This window comes from Pseudoflavitalea rhizosphaerae, assembly GCF_003991355.1.
GTDB lineage: Bacteria > Bacteroidota > Bacteroidia > Chitinophagales > Chitinophagaceae > Pseudobacter > Pseudobacter rhizosphaerae.
In genome coordinates this window covers 120,810-138,307 of record NZ_RCSU01000012.1, presented here as the reverse complement: position 1 = coordinate 138,307, position 17,498 = coordinate 120,810, and the positions used below count along the sequence as shown (strand labels likewise).

Genomic DNA, 17,498 nt, shown 5'->3' with positions numbered 1-17,498 from the left:
TGAAACCGTTCATTATTCTCAAAACCAAGACTATGCTTAATTTGAACTCCTGGCCTGCTGCTACCAGAAAAAAATATCCCCCCGTAGAAAAGCGACGGACTTTCAGTGTACTACTGACTATCCTGCTGCTGGCCGCATTACAAATGCCCCTCACCGTTAGTGCGCAGACGATAACATATAACGGAAAGAAAGTGCCTCTTCAGAAGCTCTTCAAAGAGATCAAAAAACAAACCAGCTACGTAGTGGTGTTCAATCCCAAAATACTGGACAGTTCCATCACCGTCACAGTGAATGTAAAAGATCTGCCTCTGGAAGAATTCATGCGTACTATCCTGAGCAATACACCACTTGTGTACAGCATTGTAGGAACAACTATTGTGGTGGCTAAGAAACAAGCTACATCGGGAACCGGGAATGCAGGCGGTAGCGCCATATTTGTGGTGGCGCCACGGGACATTACCGGAAATGTTTATGATAGCAAGACCAATCAGCCACTTGCCTTTGTGAGTATCCTGGTGGCAGGCGCTTCCAGGGGTACACAAACCAATGAACGTGGCGCTTTCACGCTCAGGAAAGTGGAAGACACGGATAAGATCACCTTTACTTTTATTGGTTATGAATCCATGACACTGCTGGCGAAAGACCTGGAACCAAGTATATCTGTAAGAATGAAACTCGCTACCAATGAACTTGATCAGGCTGTAGTGAAAGCATACGGCGTAACCAGCAAAAGACTTAATACGGGAAGCATTGCCCGTGTAACAGCAGAAGAGATAGAAAGGCAACCAGTGATGAATCCACTGCTGGCATTGCAGGGCAGGGTGCCCGGTCTTGTGATGACGCCAACCTCCGGGAACTCAAGTTCTCCCGTTAAGATCGAAATCAGGGGAAGGAATTCCATCGACCCGTTGCAGCTGACTGATCCATTGTATGTGATAGACGGCATTCCTATCAACCAGGTGAATTTACAAGGGGCTGTACAGGACGGTGTTTCTTATGGTGTTGAACAGGCAGGTGCTGCTTATCTCAAAGGACAGAGCCCGCTTTTTGCCATTAATCCACGTGATATTGAAAGTATTGAAATATTGAAAGATGCCGATGCTACGGCTATCTATGGCTCCAGGGCTGCCAATGGCATAATACTGGTCAATACCAAAAAGGGCAGACCAGGTAAAACTAAACTGGATCTATCCTACACGGATGGACTGGTAATGCCTGCCCGTCATGTAAAGATGCTGAGCACACCAGAATACCTGGCCATCCGGAGAGAGGCTTTCAAGAATGACGGAATCTATAATCCTTCCCTGGATGCAGCACCTGATCTGTTGTTGTGGGATAGTACCCGGCAAACGGACTGGCAAAAGGAAGTACTGGGAACAGGAAGGTCCAGTCTGGCTTCCGTTACCTTATCCGGCGGCGATGCACGTAATACCTTTCGCCTGAATGCTTCTTATGACAAAGTGGTGGATCTGATGGCCACTTCCGGGTCCACACAGCGTGGCGCTTTTGCTTTCAATTTCAGACATCGCAGCCCGGATGAAAAACTGACGGTGGAAGCCATCCTCAATTACGGCACTACCAAAGTGGATGCTGTAACGTACACTTCCAATATCTATAATTTACCGCCCAATGCCCCTCCCATTTATAAGGAAGATGGCAAGCTGAACTTTGATGGCTGGAGGATCGGATATGGGGTGATGCAAAAGTTCGCTTTCGGTTATTTATTGCAGCCGATAATTTCAAAAACCAATCAGTTCAGTGGAAATATCAATATCACTTATGAATTGTTACCCGGCCTTACAGTGGGAACGAGAGCAAGTATTAATAATTCACTCAACAACAACCAGCGCCTTGTTCCTTCAACATCATTAGACCCGCTTGGGTATGCAATGCCCGAAGCCATGTTCGGAACTACCAAAGGCACTAACATGGTATTGGATCCCCAGATCACCTATAACACAATGATAGGTAGAGGAAGATTAACTGCGCAGCTGATGGGCAATTACCAGTATTCAACCATGCGTGGTTTGACCAACTGGGGCATGGGATATACCAACGACAACATGCTTAATACCATCAATAATGCTCCCATAAAAATTACAGTGGAGAATTTTGGTGAAAACAAATTCGTTTCGCTCCGCACTTTACTCAACTATAACTGGGATAACAAATACATCATTAACCTTAGTGCCGCACGTGATGGTTCTTCCCGATTTGCGCCGGGCAGGCAGTTCGGTCAGTTCGGATCAGTTGGCCTGGGTTGGATATCATCCGATGAGCCCTGGATGAGAAATTTCTTGCCTGAATGGTTCAGTTTCCTCAAATTCAACGGAAGCTATGGAATTACAGGTTCAGACCTGGGGCAGGACTATCGCTATCTTTCCCGCTGGAGCGTAACAGACCCCGCTGAATACCAGATGCCCGTATGGGCCTATGGCGGCATTCAAAGCTACCTTCCCATACAGGCAGTGAACGACCAATACCACTGGCAATCCAACAAACAGATCAACCTGGCTACTACTATGGGTTTCTGGAAAGACAGGCTGACTCTGAGCGTTGAATACTATATGAAAGAGACCAGCAACCAGCTGACAGATATCCCCACTGCTATCTTGACCGGCTTCCCCAGTGTGATCGGTAACTGGGATGCAAAAGTGCGTAATACGGGACTGGAAGCGTCTTTTACTTATAAACTGATTGAAAAGAAAGACTGGAACGTAAATCTCGGGTTCAATATATCCGCCAATCGCAATAAGCTGGTTTCTTATCCGAATATCGAGAACTCTCCTTATGCCACCCGTTTCAAAGTGGGTAAATCCCTCTCAACAGAATACCTGCTGCATTTGATTGGGGTTGATCCGCTTACAGGGGAATATGCATTCTACGATTACAATAAAGATGGTGTTGCCAAGATCAACCTGAATAGAGTTGCCGGAACAGGTGATGATGACCGTTATATTGAAAGGGACCGTAACCCTGCATTCTATGGAGGTTTTGTTCCTTCTTTATATTATAAGAATATCAACTTCCGCATGATCTTTCAATTCAGGAAGCAGTATGGATTGAATGCACTTGCCGGAGAATCGGTGGGCAGAATGGTGAATATGTTCCTGCCAGAGGAACTGATCAAAAACCATTGGCAGAAACCTGGCGACAACAGTCAGTACCAACGATACACCACCGGAGGTGGATCCAATATCAATACATCCGATGGCTCTTTTACCGATGCTTCTTTTGTGCGCCTGACCAATGCCTCCATCAGTTATTCATTTACGGATAAACTGTTAAAGAAAACAGGAATGAAAGGATGTATGATTTCCATCGATGCACAGAACCTGTTCTTTATAACGCGCTACAAAGGGCTGGACCCGGAGATTCAAAATCTGTCCAATGTTCCCAACCCAAGAGTTATTACCACCAATATTTCCATCAACTTCTAAATTCAGCGTTATGCGCTACTTACCTATAATCACCAAAACACTGCTCCCGGCCTGCATCCTGGCAACGATCAGTACTTCCTGTAAAAAGATGCTGGAAATAGATCCGCCCCTGGATACCATCTCCACCGTTCAGATCTTCAGTTCGGATAAACATGCGGAAGGAGCTCTCACCGGTATCTATTCAAGGATGATCAATGGAGAGGGCATGTCAATGTTCATTAACACGCCTTACAAAGCATTTGCCGGCGGCCTTTCAACACTGCTGGGGGGAATGAGTGCAGATGAAATGACACAGGTGTCTGGAATTAATTCAGCGAGGGAAATAGAACAGAACAAGTTAATGATCATAACCAGCACTGGTACAGCTGAACTCTGGAGCAGCGCATATAAAATTATCTATGCTGCCAATGCCGTAATTGAAGGAGTAGCAGCTTCCACTTCCAGGGACCTGCGCGACAGTACCCGTAAGCAGCTGACAGGTGAAGCAAAATTCATCAGGGCCTTCAGTTATTTCTATCTCACCAACTTCTTTGGAGATGTGCCATTGGTGCTCTCTGTTGATTTCAATAAAACCTGGCAGATGGCGCGTACACCACAACGCCTGGTGTATGACCAGATCATTACTGACCTGAAGGACGCGCAGGCTGTACTTCCCGCGGACTTTACAGTTGGAAATGGAGAGAGGATCAGGCCCAACAAATGGGCCGCCACCGCTATGCTCGCCAGGGTCTACCTCTATACCGGTGAATATGAGAATGCCATGAAAGCCGCTACGGACGTGATCGATCAGCACAGCATTTTCCAGATCGAACCTGATCTCAATGACGTATTCCGTTATCAAAGCAGGGAAGCGATCTGGCAGTTGAAACAAACACAGGAAAATTCCACGCTCAGAAATGCAACGCCGGAAGCGTATTGCATGATCCCGATCATTCCATATAATGGCCCGGCAGGCGCACGGATTACAGCTGAATTGAGAAATGCATTCGAAGGCGGGGATAAGAGATATGATGTATGGCTCGATAGTACAGACAATTCTACCAACCCTAACATTCCTTCTGTATTGAGCTGGTATCCTTCGAAATACAAGATAGGTCAGAGTAATGCCGTGCTGGGAATGCCCGGAGAATATTATATGGCCCTCCGCCTGGCCGAGCAATACCTTATAAGGGCAGAAGCCAATGCGCTGGGAGCTTCCGGTGGTGCATCCGCTGCCATCGATGACCTCAATATTATCCGTCACAGGGCCGGCATCGATGATCTGCCCGGTAACCTGGCCAGCGACGCACTCAAGGCTGCCATCGCCAAAGAACGACAAACAGAATTGTTTGCAGAATGGGGCCATCGCTGGTTCGATCTCAAACGCACTGGAAAAGCCTCAGAGATTTTGTCGCAGATCGGAAACAAACAACCCTGGGAAGGCGATTACCAGCTGGTGTATCCCATTCCGCCCAATGAGATCCAGAACAACAGTAAACTGGTACAGAATATCGGTTACAGGTAAACGAAATTTTCAACTTACAAATGAATGCTATGTTCACAAATATTAATTCACGTGTTGCCATGCTGTTATTGCTGAGCATCACCTTCTTCTCCTGTAAGAAAGAAGAGAAACTGCCAGGTACCGCCTCTCTCACTGTTGTGAATATGGTACGCGGTGTACAAACCATGGTGGCCAATTTTGGAGGCACAGCACCGCTCACTTACTATGCTACTGCACCCTTTCTTTACTACAACACATTCACTTATTATCAGAACAGGTTCAGCTCCACTAGCGGCGCACAGAACATTGGTTTCTTCAGCATGCCGGATACCTCTGATAAAAGCAAGCCCGTACTGATCTGCAATGTAGACCTGCCCGTGGCTTCCATCAATTCACTATTCCTGATCGGTACGGTGGAACAACCGGATAATCTTTTCATCAGGGATGAAGTGCCGTATATCCCTCTTACAGACAGCAGCGGCGGTTTCCGTTTTGTGAATGTGCTGGCCAACAGCGGTGCAGTAAGTGTAAATATCAAAGACAAGGCACCCGGATCTCTCATCTCTTCACTTGCTTACAAAGGAGTTTCGGACTTTATCAAACTCCCTGTAAAGCCCGGCGTCACTGGTTATACTTTTGAATTCCGGGATGCTGGCACAGGCTCCCTGATTTTTTCCTACACAACACCATACATGGATGTATATCAACCCGGAGAAGTCAACTTCTGGATGTGGAGGTCCAATACCATGGTGCTTTCAGGCGACAGGACCGGAACAGGCGCAAATGGCCCTGCTGTGGTGAGGACCTATAATTTCTAACGATGATACGCATACGTAAAATAACGTCTATCGTTTTCTTTCCATAAAACATATTATGAATACCATTCTTAAAATTGAAGGGCTGTCGCACAAATACAGCAGCTCCTGGGCGATCCGTGACATCAATCTCGAGATCGATCAGACGGGAGTAGTGGGTCTGCTTGGTTCCAATGGCGCCGGTAAGTCTACCATGATGAATATCCTTTGTGGGGTGTTGAACCAAACCGAGGGCAATGTATTAATAAATGGTATCGATCTCCGGAAAAAGCCACTCGAAGCAAAACAATACATCGGCTTTCTGCCACAGCAACCGCCGGTGCATATGGACCTTACTGTGGATGAATACCTCGGCTTTACGGCAGAGCTTCGCCAGATCCCTGACAGCAAGATAAAGGCAGCAGTGGGAGAAGCAAAAGAGCGCTGTGGCATTGCGCATTTCAGCACCCGGCTGATCCGAAACCTGTCCGGGGGTTACCGCCAGCGGGTTGGTATTGCACAGGCCATTATCCACAAACCCAAACTGGTGGTGATGGACGAGCCTACCACCGGCCTTGATCCCAATCAGCTGATCGAAGCACGTAAACTGATCAGGGAGATCGCTACAGAACATACCGTATTGCTGTCGTCACATATCCTTTCCGAGATCCACCTGCTCTGCCGTGAGATCGTGATGATCGAAGGAGGCCGTATCATATTCTCAGACTCGATGGATGCCTTCAACAACTATGCACAACCGCAAAGCATCCTGCTCCGCCTGGAGAATATGCCGGCAGTTTCGGATATCCTGAAGATAAAAGGCGCTACCAGGGTAGAAGTGCTGAGCGATAAGCAGGTAAGAGTATACTTTGATGATGACCCGGAGTTTGCTGAAAGACTGGCAGATGCCTGTGTGAACAATGGATGGCGTTTACGTGAACTCAATCCCGACAAGACGCATCTCGATGATATTTTCAAACAATTATCCACTCAATCCCACCAATAAGAGCAGTAGCCATGAAGATGATTATTAAAATAGCGAAAACAGAGCTTCGCAACCTTTTTTACTCCCCGGTTGCCTGGTTTCTCTGCATCGCATTCCTGGTGCAGTGCGCCTTCTTTTTCATCAACGCAATGGAACCGATTGCCAAATTCCAGGATATGATGATGAAGTATTCAGGAGGGCAATTTAAGAACTTCCAGGGATCCATCACCCGCGGTGTTTTTCTGAATGACGCGGGCATTTTTGTGAACTCATTGCAGAACCTTTACTTATTTGTGCCTCTTCTTACTATGGGCATTATCAGCCGGGAGATCACGAGCGGCACTATCAGGTTGCTTTACTCTTCACCTGTGAGATCGAGGGATATCGTACTTGGAAAATACCTGGCCATCATTGGCTTCAATGCTATCCTGGTGCTGATCATCGCGATATTCGTTTGCATTGGTATTGCGGGTATCAAAGATGCAGAGTTTGGCATGCTGTGGTCTGCCATCCTCGGATTTTTCCTGCTGGTTTGTACTTATACAGCTATCGGTATGTTCATGTCTTCCCTCACTACATACCAGATCATTTCGGCATTAGGTACTTTCATGTTACTCTTCCTGCTGGGGTATGTAGGGCAGCTCTGGCAGGAATATGATTTCGTGCGCGACCTCACTTATTTCCTTTCTATCAGGGGAAGGACCGCCAATATGCTGCAGGGCCTGATCACTACCAATGATGTGATCTACTTCCTGGTGATCATTGCCATGTTCGTTGCCTTTACTTACCTGAAAGTGCAGGGCGCCAGAGAGATCAAACCCTGGTGGACCAAAACCAGCAGGTACATGGCAGTTGTGGCTTGCGGACTGGTGATAGGTTATTTTGCATCACGCCCTACACTGGTTGGTTACTGGGATACCACCAGGGACCAGGTGAACACCCTTCACGTGAAAACACAGAAAGTGGTGAAAGAGCTGGGTGATGATCCCGTAGAAGTAACAATGTATTGCAATTTCTTCGGCGGCGGAATGGATTATGGCTTGCCGCAGGGCCGCAACAATTACCTGGCCCAGATGTGGTCTAAATACATCCGGTTCAAACCTGAGTTCAAGTTCAACTATGTATATTACTATGATGTAATGGAAGGAGACAGCAATCTTTATAAGAGCTTCCCAGGCAAGAACATCCATGAAATTGCAGCGTTGATTGCGGATGGCAGGAATATGAATGCGAAACTGTTCATGAAACCTGACGAGATCCGCAAGATCATTGACCTGTCTCCGGAAGGAAAGCGTTTGGTGATGAAGCTCAACTACAAAGGCAAATCTACTTTTATCCGCACCTATGATGATCCCAGGGTATGGCCTGATGAGCCGGAAGTGGCTGCTGCTTTCAAGCGGCTGATGCTCCCTGAAATGCCGCAGCTGCTATATTCCACCGGGCACTTCGAGCGCTCTGTAGTGAAAATGGGAGAACGTGAATATGGTTCTCACACCCTGGCCAAAGGAAGCCGCATCTCACTGATCAATAACGGATTTGATATCGATACGATCGATATTGGCCAGAAGGAGATTCCCAACAATACGGCAACCCTGGTTCTGGCCGATCCCAAAACAAAACTCAGCGATACAGTTCAGCAAAGGATTGCCAGCTACATAAGCAAAGGTGGTAATATGCTGATCACTGCAGAGCCCGAGAAGGTTGATCTCATCAACCCTGTTCTCCGTCAACTGGGCGTGGAGATGATGGGTGGCAAACTGGTGCAGCTGTCAAGGGACAATACGCCTGATTTTGTAGCAAGCTACTTCACCTGGCCTGGCGCTAATATGGCGGATATGGTCTCCACCTACATGAGAAAGCGTGATGGCGATACCATGGGACTGCTGACTCCAGGCGCCTCCCTGTTGCACTGGTCTGATACCAGCTCCTTTACCATCGAACCGATCATGGTCACTTACAAGAACAGGGTATGGTGGAAAGCTGGAAAACTGGTGATCGATTCTGCTTTGCCAGTTTTCAATCCTGCCGAAGGCGATTACAAGGTTGATTCATTTGTAACGGGATTGAAATTAAGTCGCAGCATCAACGGCAAGGAACAACGCATTGTTGTTACCAGTGATGCTGACTGGCTTAGCGCATTACGAATGTCCAAAGCTGATCCTTTCCAGGGAATCTACAGCTGGCTTAACTACAATGAGTTTCCCCTGTTCGTATGGTGGCCATTGCCTGATGATGCGAAACTGGATTTCACCCACCCGAAAGTACTGGTATTTAAAACGGCCCTGCTCTACGCATTGCCCTCCATACTGCTGATTGGTGGCACTGTATTGCTGATCCGCCGCAAAAGGCAATAAACTGATTGGAGATGAAACTACATACAGACGAACAGACCATCGATGACCTGCGGATCTTCAGTAAACGCGATGTAGCAGGCATCTACGATATCTATAATCATACCCATACCCGTGGTGGCGAAAATCACCTGCAGGAAATGTTCCGTCATCCCTTATCTGATCGTGAGGGTATCAATACCAGAAGCAGCGTAATCCGTGCGTTCGCGCAACTTGATCTTGCTTTCCCTTTCAATGTTTCCCTGTTCGACATGGCAGAGAAGTATCTCGCCCACTCCGGTCATCAGCCGGGGAAGGGCGAACAGGGGAAACTGAGTGAAAAAGAAGTGCAGAACGGTGTTACTGCCGTGATCGAACTGATGCAGTTGGTGCATTCCTTCATTGAATCCCCGGCTGTAGTTAAGATCGAAGCGTATAGCCATGAACGAAAGTTGATCGCAGACTTGCTCTGCGATCCGGCTTTCGAACCAGTGATGCGGGAAAACCTGAAAGGGAAATTGTCCTACTCCGCAGTAGCGGCATTTGACCAGCTCCTGCGCATCCGCGAATCCGCGAGGCTGGAAAAGCTCCTGAGCTATCTTTACAGCCTGGACGTTTACCTTTCCATCGCCAAAGTGGCCAATACCAGGAAGTTCATTTTTCCCATTGCGCTGGAAAAAGGTACGGCAAGAATTCATTTGAAAGGCGTTTATCACCCGGCAGTTCAGGATCCCATCACCAACGATGTAATGATGGACGCTTCACAGAGTGTGATCTTTTTGACCGGTGCCAATATGGCCGGTAAATCCACTTTCCTGCGTTCGCTCAGCACTGCAGTATTCCTGGCGCATATGGGGTTTCCGGTAGCGGCTGCTTCCATGGAGTTTTCGGTTATGGATGGTATTTATACCACCATCAACTTGCCGGACAATCTTGGTATCGGCGCCAGTCATTTTTACGCAGAAGTACTGCGTGTAAAAAAGGTGGCTGCTGAACTGAAATCCGGAAAATCACTCTTCATCGTATTCGATGAACTGTTTCGGGGCACCAATGTGAAAGATGCTCATGAAGCCACTGTTGCCGTTACACAGTCTTTTGCCAGCAGAACCAACAGCCTTTTCATCATTTCTTCCCATATCGTGGAAGCAGGCGAAGATCTGCGTCAACAATCCAATGCCGGCTTCCTCTTTCTGCCCACCCGTATGAATGGACACACGCCTGAGTACACTTACAAGCTTGAGCGGGGCATCACGGAAGACAGGCACGGGATGATCATCATCCGGAATGAAGGCATCCTGGATATTTTACAGAATGGAAAGAAATAAACAACCACTAAGAATATCATGAGTTTCAGTATCGACAGACAAACACTGGATGAATTGAACCTGCTGGGAAAATTCCGGCAGGGTTCCGTGTACCATCTGTTCAACCAGGTGAAAACGAGGGGAGGGGAGCAGTTGCTCGATGGCATGTTCCGCGATCCGCTCACCAGTGTAACGGAAATCAATATGCGTAGCAGTATCTTCCGGTATTTTCAGGAGACTGCCATCAGGTTTCCTTTCGATGTGCAACAGGTGAACAGCATGCGGGAATACCTGGATGCCGGTTCCGGGAAATCCGCTATCACGGTGCTGGCGGGAGTTTTCATAAAGAAGGCCCTGGCAGGGCTGACCCGTGATGAGCGTTTTAAGAAGATCGTGCAGGGTATGCAGGCTACCATTGTTACCCTCAACAAATGTTTCGCATTTGTAGAAGCACAAAAAACAACAGGCCCTTTTGTCAATCGTATGCAAGAGGTTCACAGGATTCTTTCTGAACAAGCGCTCACCAAACTGCGTAATATCGATATCTATAAAGAACTGCCATTACAAACGCTCGCCCGGTACGATCACCTGCTTAAAAGCAGTTTCGCTTCCAGCATGGAAACCATTCTGGATTTCATTTATGAAGTGGATGTTTACATTGCTGTGAGCGATGTGTCGCGGGCTAAAGGGTTCACATATGCTGAGGCGTTGCCTGCGGAAAGCAATCTGCTGGAAGCTACGGAGCTAAGGCATCCCTGTATCGATAAAGCAGTGGGTAATCAGATCAGGATGCAGGAAGATAGCAATGTGCTTTTTCTGACTGGCGCCAATATGGCCGGAAAATCAACGCTTATGAAGGCGGTTGCCATCAGCCTGTACCTGGCGCAAATGGGATTTCCCGTGGCGGCAGATAGTATGTGTTTCTCCGTTAGAGAAGGGTTATATACCAGTATCAATGTGGCAGACAATATCCATCTTGGATACAGTCATTTCTATGCGGAAGTGGTAAGGGTAAAGCAGGCAGCTGAAGCTGCGGCCAGTGGTAAACGGCTCTTGCTCATGTTTGATGAACTATTCAAAGGAACGAATGTAAAAGATGCATTCGATGGCACTTTATCTGTTACAGAAGCGTTTGCTGATTACCGGAAATGCCTTTTTGTGGTGTCTACCCATATCATTGAAGTGGGTGAGGCATTAAAAGGGAAAGAAAATATCAGGTTCGTATACATGCCCACAATGTTGGAAGGCTCAGTGCCGAAATATACTTATAAGCTGGCTGAAGGGATCACGGAAGACAGGCAGGGGATGATGATCATCCGTAATGAAGGGATCCTGGAAATGATACAAGCCTAAACCGTACAATTAAGAACAATAAAAAAACCCTTCCGGATAACGGAAGGGTTTTTGCTGTAGAGGGAGGACTCGAACCTCCACGGGGCAGTTAGCAATAGCGCAATCTGCGGTGGTCAACCCCAGTCGAACCAGCGTGAACCAGTCCGGCATTACACTACGTTTATCCTGTGACCCCCACCCCCGAGACAAGAGGGCATGTCTGCCAAAATTCCATCACTCCACAGTATCTGTTGTTTTGTTAAGAGCTAATTACAGTGCAATATTAAAGAAAACGAGCAATTGCTTGAAGAATTTTCAATAAAAATTTTGAAAGTTTCGAGATTATACAAATATTTGCAGGGTTGCTTTGAAATTTATAAAATTACGATTATAAAATGGGCGCTAAATTGAATCTTGACAAACTGGACCTTCAGATCATCCACGAGATGATCGATAATGCAGAGGTTTCGTATGCTGATCTGGGTAAGAAATTATTTGTATCGGGTGGCACCATCCACGTGCGGATCAAAAAACTGCAGGAAGCAGGTATCGTAAAAGGTACCAAATTGAACGTGGATATGAAGCAGCTCGGATACGATGTGATCGCCTTCATCGGCATTTACCTGGAAAAGAGCTCACTGTATGATTCCGTAGCTAGGGAACTGCAAAAGATACCGGAGATCATCCGCCTGAATTATACCACCGGGAACTACAGCATGTTTGCCGAGATCATCTGCAAAGATATCAATCAGCTCCGTGCCGTATTACACGATGAATTACAGAAGATCAAAGGGATTGAAAGGACCGAGACCTTTATTTCGCTGGAAGAATCCTTTAGTCGTAATGTTCAGGTATATACATCGTAAATCCAGAAATATTTGTTTTATGGCGAAGGAATAAATATTATTTTTAGAGACGGATCGTTATTATAGACCCAATCTACTTTGTATGAAAAAATTGTTGGCTGCTGCTTTACTGGCTTTTGTGTCACTGACCTTTATTCAATGCAGCGATAAAGGTGGTGATGGGCCTGCACCACCAGACCCCTGTTCAGAAACCAAGCTGGCAGTAACAACCATTCCGGCAATCAACACTACTGCTCCTGCACAGGTTGATGCCACATTCCCTGTAACTATCAATATCACGGCAGGCTTTCCTGCAGCAGGAGCAACCATCAATGTAATAGCTAAGAACGATGCAAACGGTACGCAATTCTTCGAAGCCAATCCAACCAATGTTACAGCCGGGGTAAACAACGTTACCATCACCGGTACTCCCGCAGGAATCACTGCACTGGTACAGGTGACAGTTACTTCCAAGAATTGTGCAACAAATAAATGGACAGGCAGTTTCCGATACATCAGAAAATAATCAAAATAAAAATTTGTAACAGGCGCATCCGCAACGGTGCGCCTTTTTTGTTATCCTCTCACTTCAAGCGCATCCCTCAATCCATTTCCAAGCATGTTGAATGCCAGTACCAGCAACATAATGGCAAAACCCGGAGCGAGCGCCAGCATAGGATTATTAGTAATGATGAAATTGTAGTTCTCTTTGATCATCAGTCCCCAGCTGGGCTGTGGCGGCTGAACACCTACGCCCAGGAAGCTGAGGCCCGCTTCGATCACGATAGCCGATGCAAAATTGGAAGCGGCCACTACTGTTACAGGACCCATCACGTTTGGCAGAACATGCCTGAACAAAATGCGGCCATGCACGTAACCCAGCGCCCTGGCGGCTTCCACGTATTCCATTTCCCTAACGCTCATCACCTGCCCGCGGATGATCCGCGCTACATTCACCCACATGGTCAACCCGATTGCGATGAACACCTGCCAGAATCCTTTGCCCAGCATCAGTGTTATGGCAAATACCAGCAGCAGGGTAGGGATGCTCCAGATCACATTGATGAACCACATGATGGCATCGTCCACTTTTCCCCTGAAATAGCCTGCCAGTGCACCCAGCAGTACGCCGATGCTCAGGGAGATCAATACAGTCACCAATCCAACGCTGAGGCTCACACGAACACCAACCAGTAGCCGGCTGAGAATATCCCTTCCATATTTGTCTGTGCCAAGGTGAAAAGTTTGTTCGCTTACTTTCCATCCAGGCGTATGAATGGAATACGCTACTCTGTCTGTAACGCCTTCATCGATGTATTGCTGAATGATCAGGCTGTCACTGGTAGTGGTATAGGAACTGATAGGAATGAAATGGAACTGGTCCTCTTGCCCGCGTAACAATCGTTGAAGAAAAGAGACTTTGGGTGGAACAGGAGATTTGGGAAGTTGAAGGAACTGCTGTTTGAATCCAGGCTTTTGTCCACCGATCTCAACAATCATCCTGTTGGCATCAGGTGTGCCGTCCGGTGAAATGAAATAGGCAAAGAGAGCGGTGAGTACAGACAGCAGGATGATGCCCATGCCAAACAGCGCGCCTTTGTTTTTTCGTAACCTTCTCCATGTATTTCGGGAAGCCTCAGCAGCCATTTGCGGAAATTACAATTTTATCCGGTATTTCATCGCTTCGAAACCTTTCTTCCCTTCCATTCATAATGACCGAATTTACCCAGCCAGCCGGCAGTAATGGTATAGAGAATATGCAGTGGTTGCAATACCAGGAAATATTTCATTCGACGTTGTTGCCCGAAGAAGAGGGCCACGGAGTTCACAAAGGGAAATTCGATCAGCATCTTGGCGAGTAACAAAATAATGCAGAAGAAAAAAGCAAGTGGCTTCCAGAAGCCTATGATGAAAAGAATGAGAAATCCCAGGTTAGCCAGGTACACCAGAAGAAGCGCCCAGAAAATGCGCTTGTCGTCATAGCTGTCTGCCTTGCTGGCCCAGCGGATACGTTGCTGGAAGAAAGCTTTCCAGCTGTCCACCGGCGCTGTTCTCACAATAGCTGATTTGCTCTTGCAGTAGAAAACTTTCTCAGGATAGCGGGTAAAGATCTTATGCATGAGGAACATATCGTCTCCAGAAGGAAGATGATCGATTTTTTCAAAACCATTCACTTCTTCAAAGGCTGATTTCTCATAAGCCAGGTTTGCTCCATTGCACATACTATGCGCGCGCTTGAATACAGAGGCGCCTGTGATGCCTTGTAGCGTTAGGAAATCGAGCGATTGAAATATATTCAACAAGCTGTCTTTCCCTTCGATCACTACAGGAGCAGCAATGAATTTAGCGCCTGTATGCTGATAATAAGTGGCGATGGTATGCAGCCATTTCTTATCAAACACGCAATCTGCATCGCTGGTAACAATGAGTTGCCCGCTTGCCTGGCTGATGCCTGCCTGGATCGCTTTTTTCTTGAAAGCGGTTGATGCATTTTCATCGGCAGGAAGATCGGCCATACGGACCACTTTCAGGGAAGACCAGCTTTTACTGGCTTCATCCAGCATTCTAAATGTATCATCGGTGGAGTGGTCATCGATGATGATCACTTCAAACAACCCGGAAGGATATTCCTGTTGACGCAAAGAATCGATCAGTGCCGGCAGATTAGACTCTTCGTTGCGGGCGGGAATGATCACCGTCACTGATGCAGTGGGAGCATCTTCCGGCGGAGTGTAGACGGGTAGCTTGTTCCAGGCATTGTGATAATACCCGATCAATACCGCATATCCGATCAATAAAAGAAAGAATATCAAGAGAAAAAAGGGCATCGGTTCGATATTGGTTGATGCGATAAATATACGATTGTATCCATGCAATCGCAACTAAACGCGAAGGGATTCAGCAATGGCATCGATATGTTTTTCCTGCAACACCTGGTGCCCTGCTTGCATAATGCTGATGGTGCACCATTCTTCAATGCCTTTGCGGAAGCGTTCAGCAGGTTGTGTCAATATGATGCGATCGAATTTTCCATACAACAGTCGAACGGGGATCTTGTATTGTTGCACGGCATTCCTGATAACCTTGAGGTCCGGTGTGATATGACGCATGCAGATCCACCTGTTGTAGAGCTCCTTTCTGATGGCTGCATCATGTATATAATACCTCGTGAATTTGTAAATACTCTGATTGATCAGTTTTAGCTTATTGCCTGTGTTGAGGATGAAGAAGAACCAGGCGGGGTGGTGCATCGTGAAGCGGAAAAGTCCATTGCCAATCAGGGTTTGAGTGGCCAGCCAGTACCAGCGATTCACTTTGAGGCCATCAGGAGCCAGCAATACCAAACGTTGTACCTGTTGAGGCAGCGCTTGCAACAGTGAGAGTGCAGCGCGGCCCCCCATGCTGAATCCCATCAGCGTAAATGCAACATCGGACGGCTGGCCCCTTGCAGTCAGAATGGCTCGTACAATACCCGTGAGGTCCTGCACGCTAAAGTCCAGGCCTTCTTTCCATTGCGTTTGCCCGTGAAAGGGAAGATCGATTGCGATGATAGAAAACTCATCTCCAAGATGTGATTCCAGGAAATCGAAGCTGTTGGCCGTTTCGCCATATCCATGCAGACACAGTAACAATTGATTTCCATTACCACCATACCGGTAATGAACAGACGATTGCTTGTATAATAGAATGGCTGACTGCATGGAACAGGACCAAATCTACTAATCTTTTTTTCTACTTGCTGAAGCAGCGTAGGATCGACTGCCCATCACCATAGCGGATACTGAGTATATACTGCCCGCCGGGCAGGTGTTCAACCGGTAGCCAGAGCTGCATTCCCCCTTTCCTGAAATTTGTTTCCCGGCTCATGAACGAAAGCCCGCTGATGCTGTGAATACTCACGGTCCCTGAATAATGCTGCGCTGCGCTGAGTTCTGCAACCAGCATGGGCTGGTTTGCAGGGTTCGGGTAAAGTTTGTTCAAAGCCAGACCAGGTTTGGCATTCCTGATCAGTAATATATTGGAGTAGATAGGCTGGGCAGATTCCTGAATCTGCAGGCGATAAAAATTCTTTCCGGCCAGGTGGGTCGAATCCAAATACCGGTAAACACTGGCCTGGGTACTGGTGGCCTTCAGCTCCCCAAGATTATTGTACGATTTACCGTCTTCGCTTCGCTGAATGATGAATGTTGTGTTGGGATTTGTGCATTCGGCTGTCCATTGCAGTGATATCTTGTCATTCCCGTATTCTCCCTTGAAATACTGCAGCTTCACCGGTAACACAATATTGAATACATTTTTTGCACGAACTCTTTCAAAAAGTTCGCGATGCCCTTCGTTATTGAAATGGATGCCATCGCCTGAATGGAATTTGGTAAGGATGGTGCTGTCTGCAGGATTGTGGAGCCCATCATAGAAATTGATGGACTGCGTTCCAAAGCGATTGATGATGGAATCTTTGATCACGGCCAGTTTTCTTTTCAGTGCAGGATTGTCCCAAATGCCACCGCTCCTGGGTTGTGTGGTTATAATATAACAACGGTGACCTTCCTTTAGTACTGAATCGTAAATAGTCTGCAGGCATATCATGATCTCTGCAATACTGTACTCTTCATACTTGTTGGAAGGATAATTGATGAACACGATGCCGTTGTAAGGCAATGGAAGGCCGGCCAGGCATGCATTGGCACGGGTCACATTTCTATTATGGTCCGGCCCGTCCCGATCCGGAGGCGGAACATAACTGCTGGGCATTCCTTTGTAGACCGGGTAACCACCAACTGCCAGTGTGTAAGTGCTGTCTACGATCTGCAGTTTGTGTTTGTAATATTGATTGAACCTGTTCACCCAGGAACTGTCCAGGGGCCAGGCGCCCGTGCCTCCGGCGGTGGAAGAACCAACTACGGCTACGCGGTATTGAGATGATGCAGACGGGCAACAAGCCAGCAGCATCAGGCAAATCAGATGCAATCGATTCATGCTGAATG

General features: G+C 47.2%; 13 protein-coding genes. 9 read left to right on the top strand and 4 right to left on the bottom strand.

Translation table 11 applies throughout. The features are described from left to right. Positions 1 to 32: 32 nt before the first annotated feature. The 9 genes from D9Y29_RS19855 to D9Y29_RS19815 all read left to right on the top strand — a co-directional run bounded on the left by D9Y29_RS19855 (position 33) and on the right by D9Y29_RS19815 (position 13,039). Entirely contained in the window at positions 33 to 3,440 is a 3,408-nt protein-coding gene (locus D9Y29_RS19855) for a SusC/RagA family TonB-linked outer membrane protein (protein WP_164735492.1), read from the top strand. Positions 3,441 to 3,450: 10 nt separating this feature from the next. Next, positions 3,451 to 4,944 carry a RagB/SusD family nutrient uptake outer membrane protein gene (locus tag D9Y29_RS19850; protein WP_164735491.1) on the top strand — a complete coding sequence of 498 codons (1,494 nt, stop codon included), beginning with the start codon at positions 3,451 to 3,453 and terminating at the stop codon, positions 4,942 to 4,944. 29 nt (positions 4,945 to 4,973) lie between these two features. Beyond that, on the top strand, positions 4,974 to 5,741 hold the full coding sequence (locus tag D9Y29_RS19845; protein ID WP_127131504.1) for a hypothetical protein: 768 nt from the start codon (positions 4,974 to 4,976) through the stop codon (positions 5,739 to 5,741). A gap of 55 nt (positions 5,742 to 5,796) precedes the next feature. Further along, the gene (locus D9Y29_RS19840; RefSeq protein WP_206513833.1) at positions 5,797 to 6,723 is read left to right on the top strand and encodes an ABC transporter ATP-binding protein; all 927 of its coding nucleotides are present in this window, start codon (positions 5,797 to 5,799) and stop codon (positions 6,721 to 6,723) included. A gap of 11 nt (positions 6,724 to 6,734) precedes the next feature. Further along, positions 6,735 to 9,056, top strand: a complete 2,322-nt coding sequence (locus D9Y29_RS19835; RefSeq protein WP_127131500.1) for an ABC transporter permease subunit — start codon at positions 6,735 to 6,737, stop codon at positions 9,054 to 9,056. Between the two features lie 11 nt (positions 9,057 to 9,067). Further along, positions 9,068 to 10,357 carry a MutS-related protein gene (locus tag D9Y29_RS19830; protein WP_127131498.1) on the top strand — a complete coding sequence of 430 codons (1,290 nt, stop codon included), beginning with the start codon at positions 9,068 to 9,070 and terminating at the stop codon, positions 10,355 to 10,357. 18 nt (positions 10,358 to 10,375) lie between these two features. Then, complete coding sequence (locus D9Y29_RS19825; RefSeq protein WP_127131496.1) at positions 10,376 to 11,689, top strand: MutS-related protein; 1,314 nt, start codon at positions 10,376 to 10,378, stop codon at positions 11,687 to 11,689. Between the two features lie 374 nt (positions 11,690 to 12,063). Next, entirely contained in the window at positions 12,064 to 12,534 is a 471-nt protein-coding gene (locus tag D9Y29_RS19820; protein ID WP_127131494.1) for an Lrp/AsnC ligand binding domain-containing protein, read from the top strand. Positions 12,535 to 12,616: 82 nt separating this feature from the next. After that, the gene (locus D9Y29_RS19815) at positions 12,617 to 13,039 is read left to right on the top strand and encodes a hypothetical protein (RefSeq protein ID WP_127131492.1); all 423 of its coding nucleotides are present in this window, start codon (positions 12,617 to 12,619) and stop codon (positions 13,037 to 13,039) included. Positions 13,040 to 13,089: 50 nt separating this feature from the next. On the opposite strand, the gene D9Y29_RS19810 is transcribed toward D9Y29_RS19815, so the two are convergent. Genes D9Y29_RS19810 through D9Y29_RS19795 form a run of 4 tightly spaced genes read right to left on the bottom strand, consistent with a single transcriptional unit; the run spans position 13,090 to position 17,490 of the window. Continuing rightward, complete coding sequence (locus tag D9Y29_RS19810; protein WP_127131490.1) at positions 13,090 to 14,160, bottom strand: ABC transporter permease; 1,071 nt, start codon at positions 14,158 to 14,160, stop codon at positions 13,090 to 13,092. 29 nt (positions 14,161 to 14,189) lie between these two features. After that, positions 14,190 to 15,341 (bottom strand): glycosyltransferase, encoded by a 1,152-nt coding sequence (locus D9Y29_RS19805; RefSeq protein ID WP_127131488.1) that lies wholly within the window; start codon positions 15,339 to 15,341, stop codon positions 14,190 to 14,192. Between the two features lie 54 nt (positions 15,342 to 15,395). After that, the gene (locus D9Y29_RS19800) at positions 15,396 to 16,214 is read right to left on the bottom strand and encodes an alpha/beta fold hydrolase (RefSeq protein WP_127131486.1); all 819 of its coding nucleotides are present in this window, start codon (positions 16,212 to 16,214) and stop codon (positions 15,396 to 15,398) included. A gap of 31 nt (positions 16,215 to 16,245) precedes the next feature. Further along, complete coding sequence (locus tag D9Y29_RS19795; protein ID WP_127131484.1) at positions 16,246 to 17,490, bottom strand: SGNH/GDSL hydrolase family protein; 1,245 nt, start codon at positions 17,488 to 17,490, stop codon at positions 16,246 to 16,248. Between the last annotated feature and the right edge of the window lie 8 nt (positions 17,491 to 17,498).

Bases quoted from the DNA above. Each gene is read 5' to 3' on its own strand.
- D9Y29_RS19855 (WP_164735492.1), top strand. From the start codon at position 33: ATGCTTAATTTGAACTCCTGGCCTGCTGCTACCAGAAAAAAATATCCC.
- D9Y29_RS19850 (WP_164735491.1), top strand. From the start codon at position 3,451: ATGCGCTACTTACCTATAATCACCAAAACACTGCTCCCGGCCTGCATC.
- D9Y29_RS19845 (WP_127131504.1), top strand. From the start codon at position 4,974: ATGTTCACAAATATTAATTCACGTGTTGCCATGCTGTTATTGCTGAGC.
- D9Y29_RS19840 (WP_206513833.1), top strand. From the start codon at position 5,797: ATGAATACCATTCTTAAAATTGAAGGGCTGTCGCACAAATACAGCAGC.
- D9Y29_RS19835 (WP_127131500.1), top strand. From the start codon at position 6,735: ATGAAGATGATTATTAAAATAGCGAAAACAGAGCTTCGCAACCTTTTT.
- D9Y29_RS19830 (WP_127131498.1), top strand. From the start codon at position 9,068: ATGAAACTACATACAGACGAACAGACCATCGATGACCTGCGGATCTTC.
- D9Y29_RS19825 (WP_127131496.1), top strand. From the start codon at position 10,376: ATGAGTTTCAGTATCGACAGACAAACACTGGATGAATTGAACCTGCTG.
- D9Y29_RS19820 (WP_127131494.1), top strand. From the start codon at position 12,064: ATGGGCGCTAAATTGAATCTTGACAAACTGGACCTTCAGATCATCCAC.
- D9Y29_RS19815 (WP_127131492.1), top strand. From the start codon at position 12,617: ATGAAAAAATTGTTGGCTGCTGCTTTACTGGCTTTTGTGTCACTGACC.
- D9Y29_RS19810 (WP_127131490.1), bottom strand. From the start codon at position 14,160: ATGGCTGCTGAGGCTTCCCGAAATACATGGAGAAGGTTACGAAAAAAC.
- D9Y29_RS19805 (WP_127131488.1), bottom strand. From the start codon at position 15,341: ATGCCCTTTTTTCTCTTGATATTCTTTCTTTTATTGATCGGATATGCG.
- D9Y29_RS19800 (WP_127131486.1), bottom strand. From the start codon at position 16,214: ATGCAGTCAGCCATTCTATTATACAAGCAATCGTCTGTTCATTACCGG.
- D9Y29_RS19795 (WP_127131484.1), bottom strand. From the start codon at position 17,490: ATGAATCGATTGCATCTGATTTGCCTGATGCTGCTGGCTTGTTGCCCG.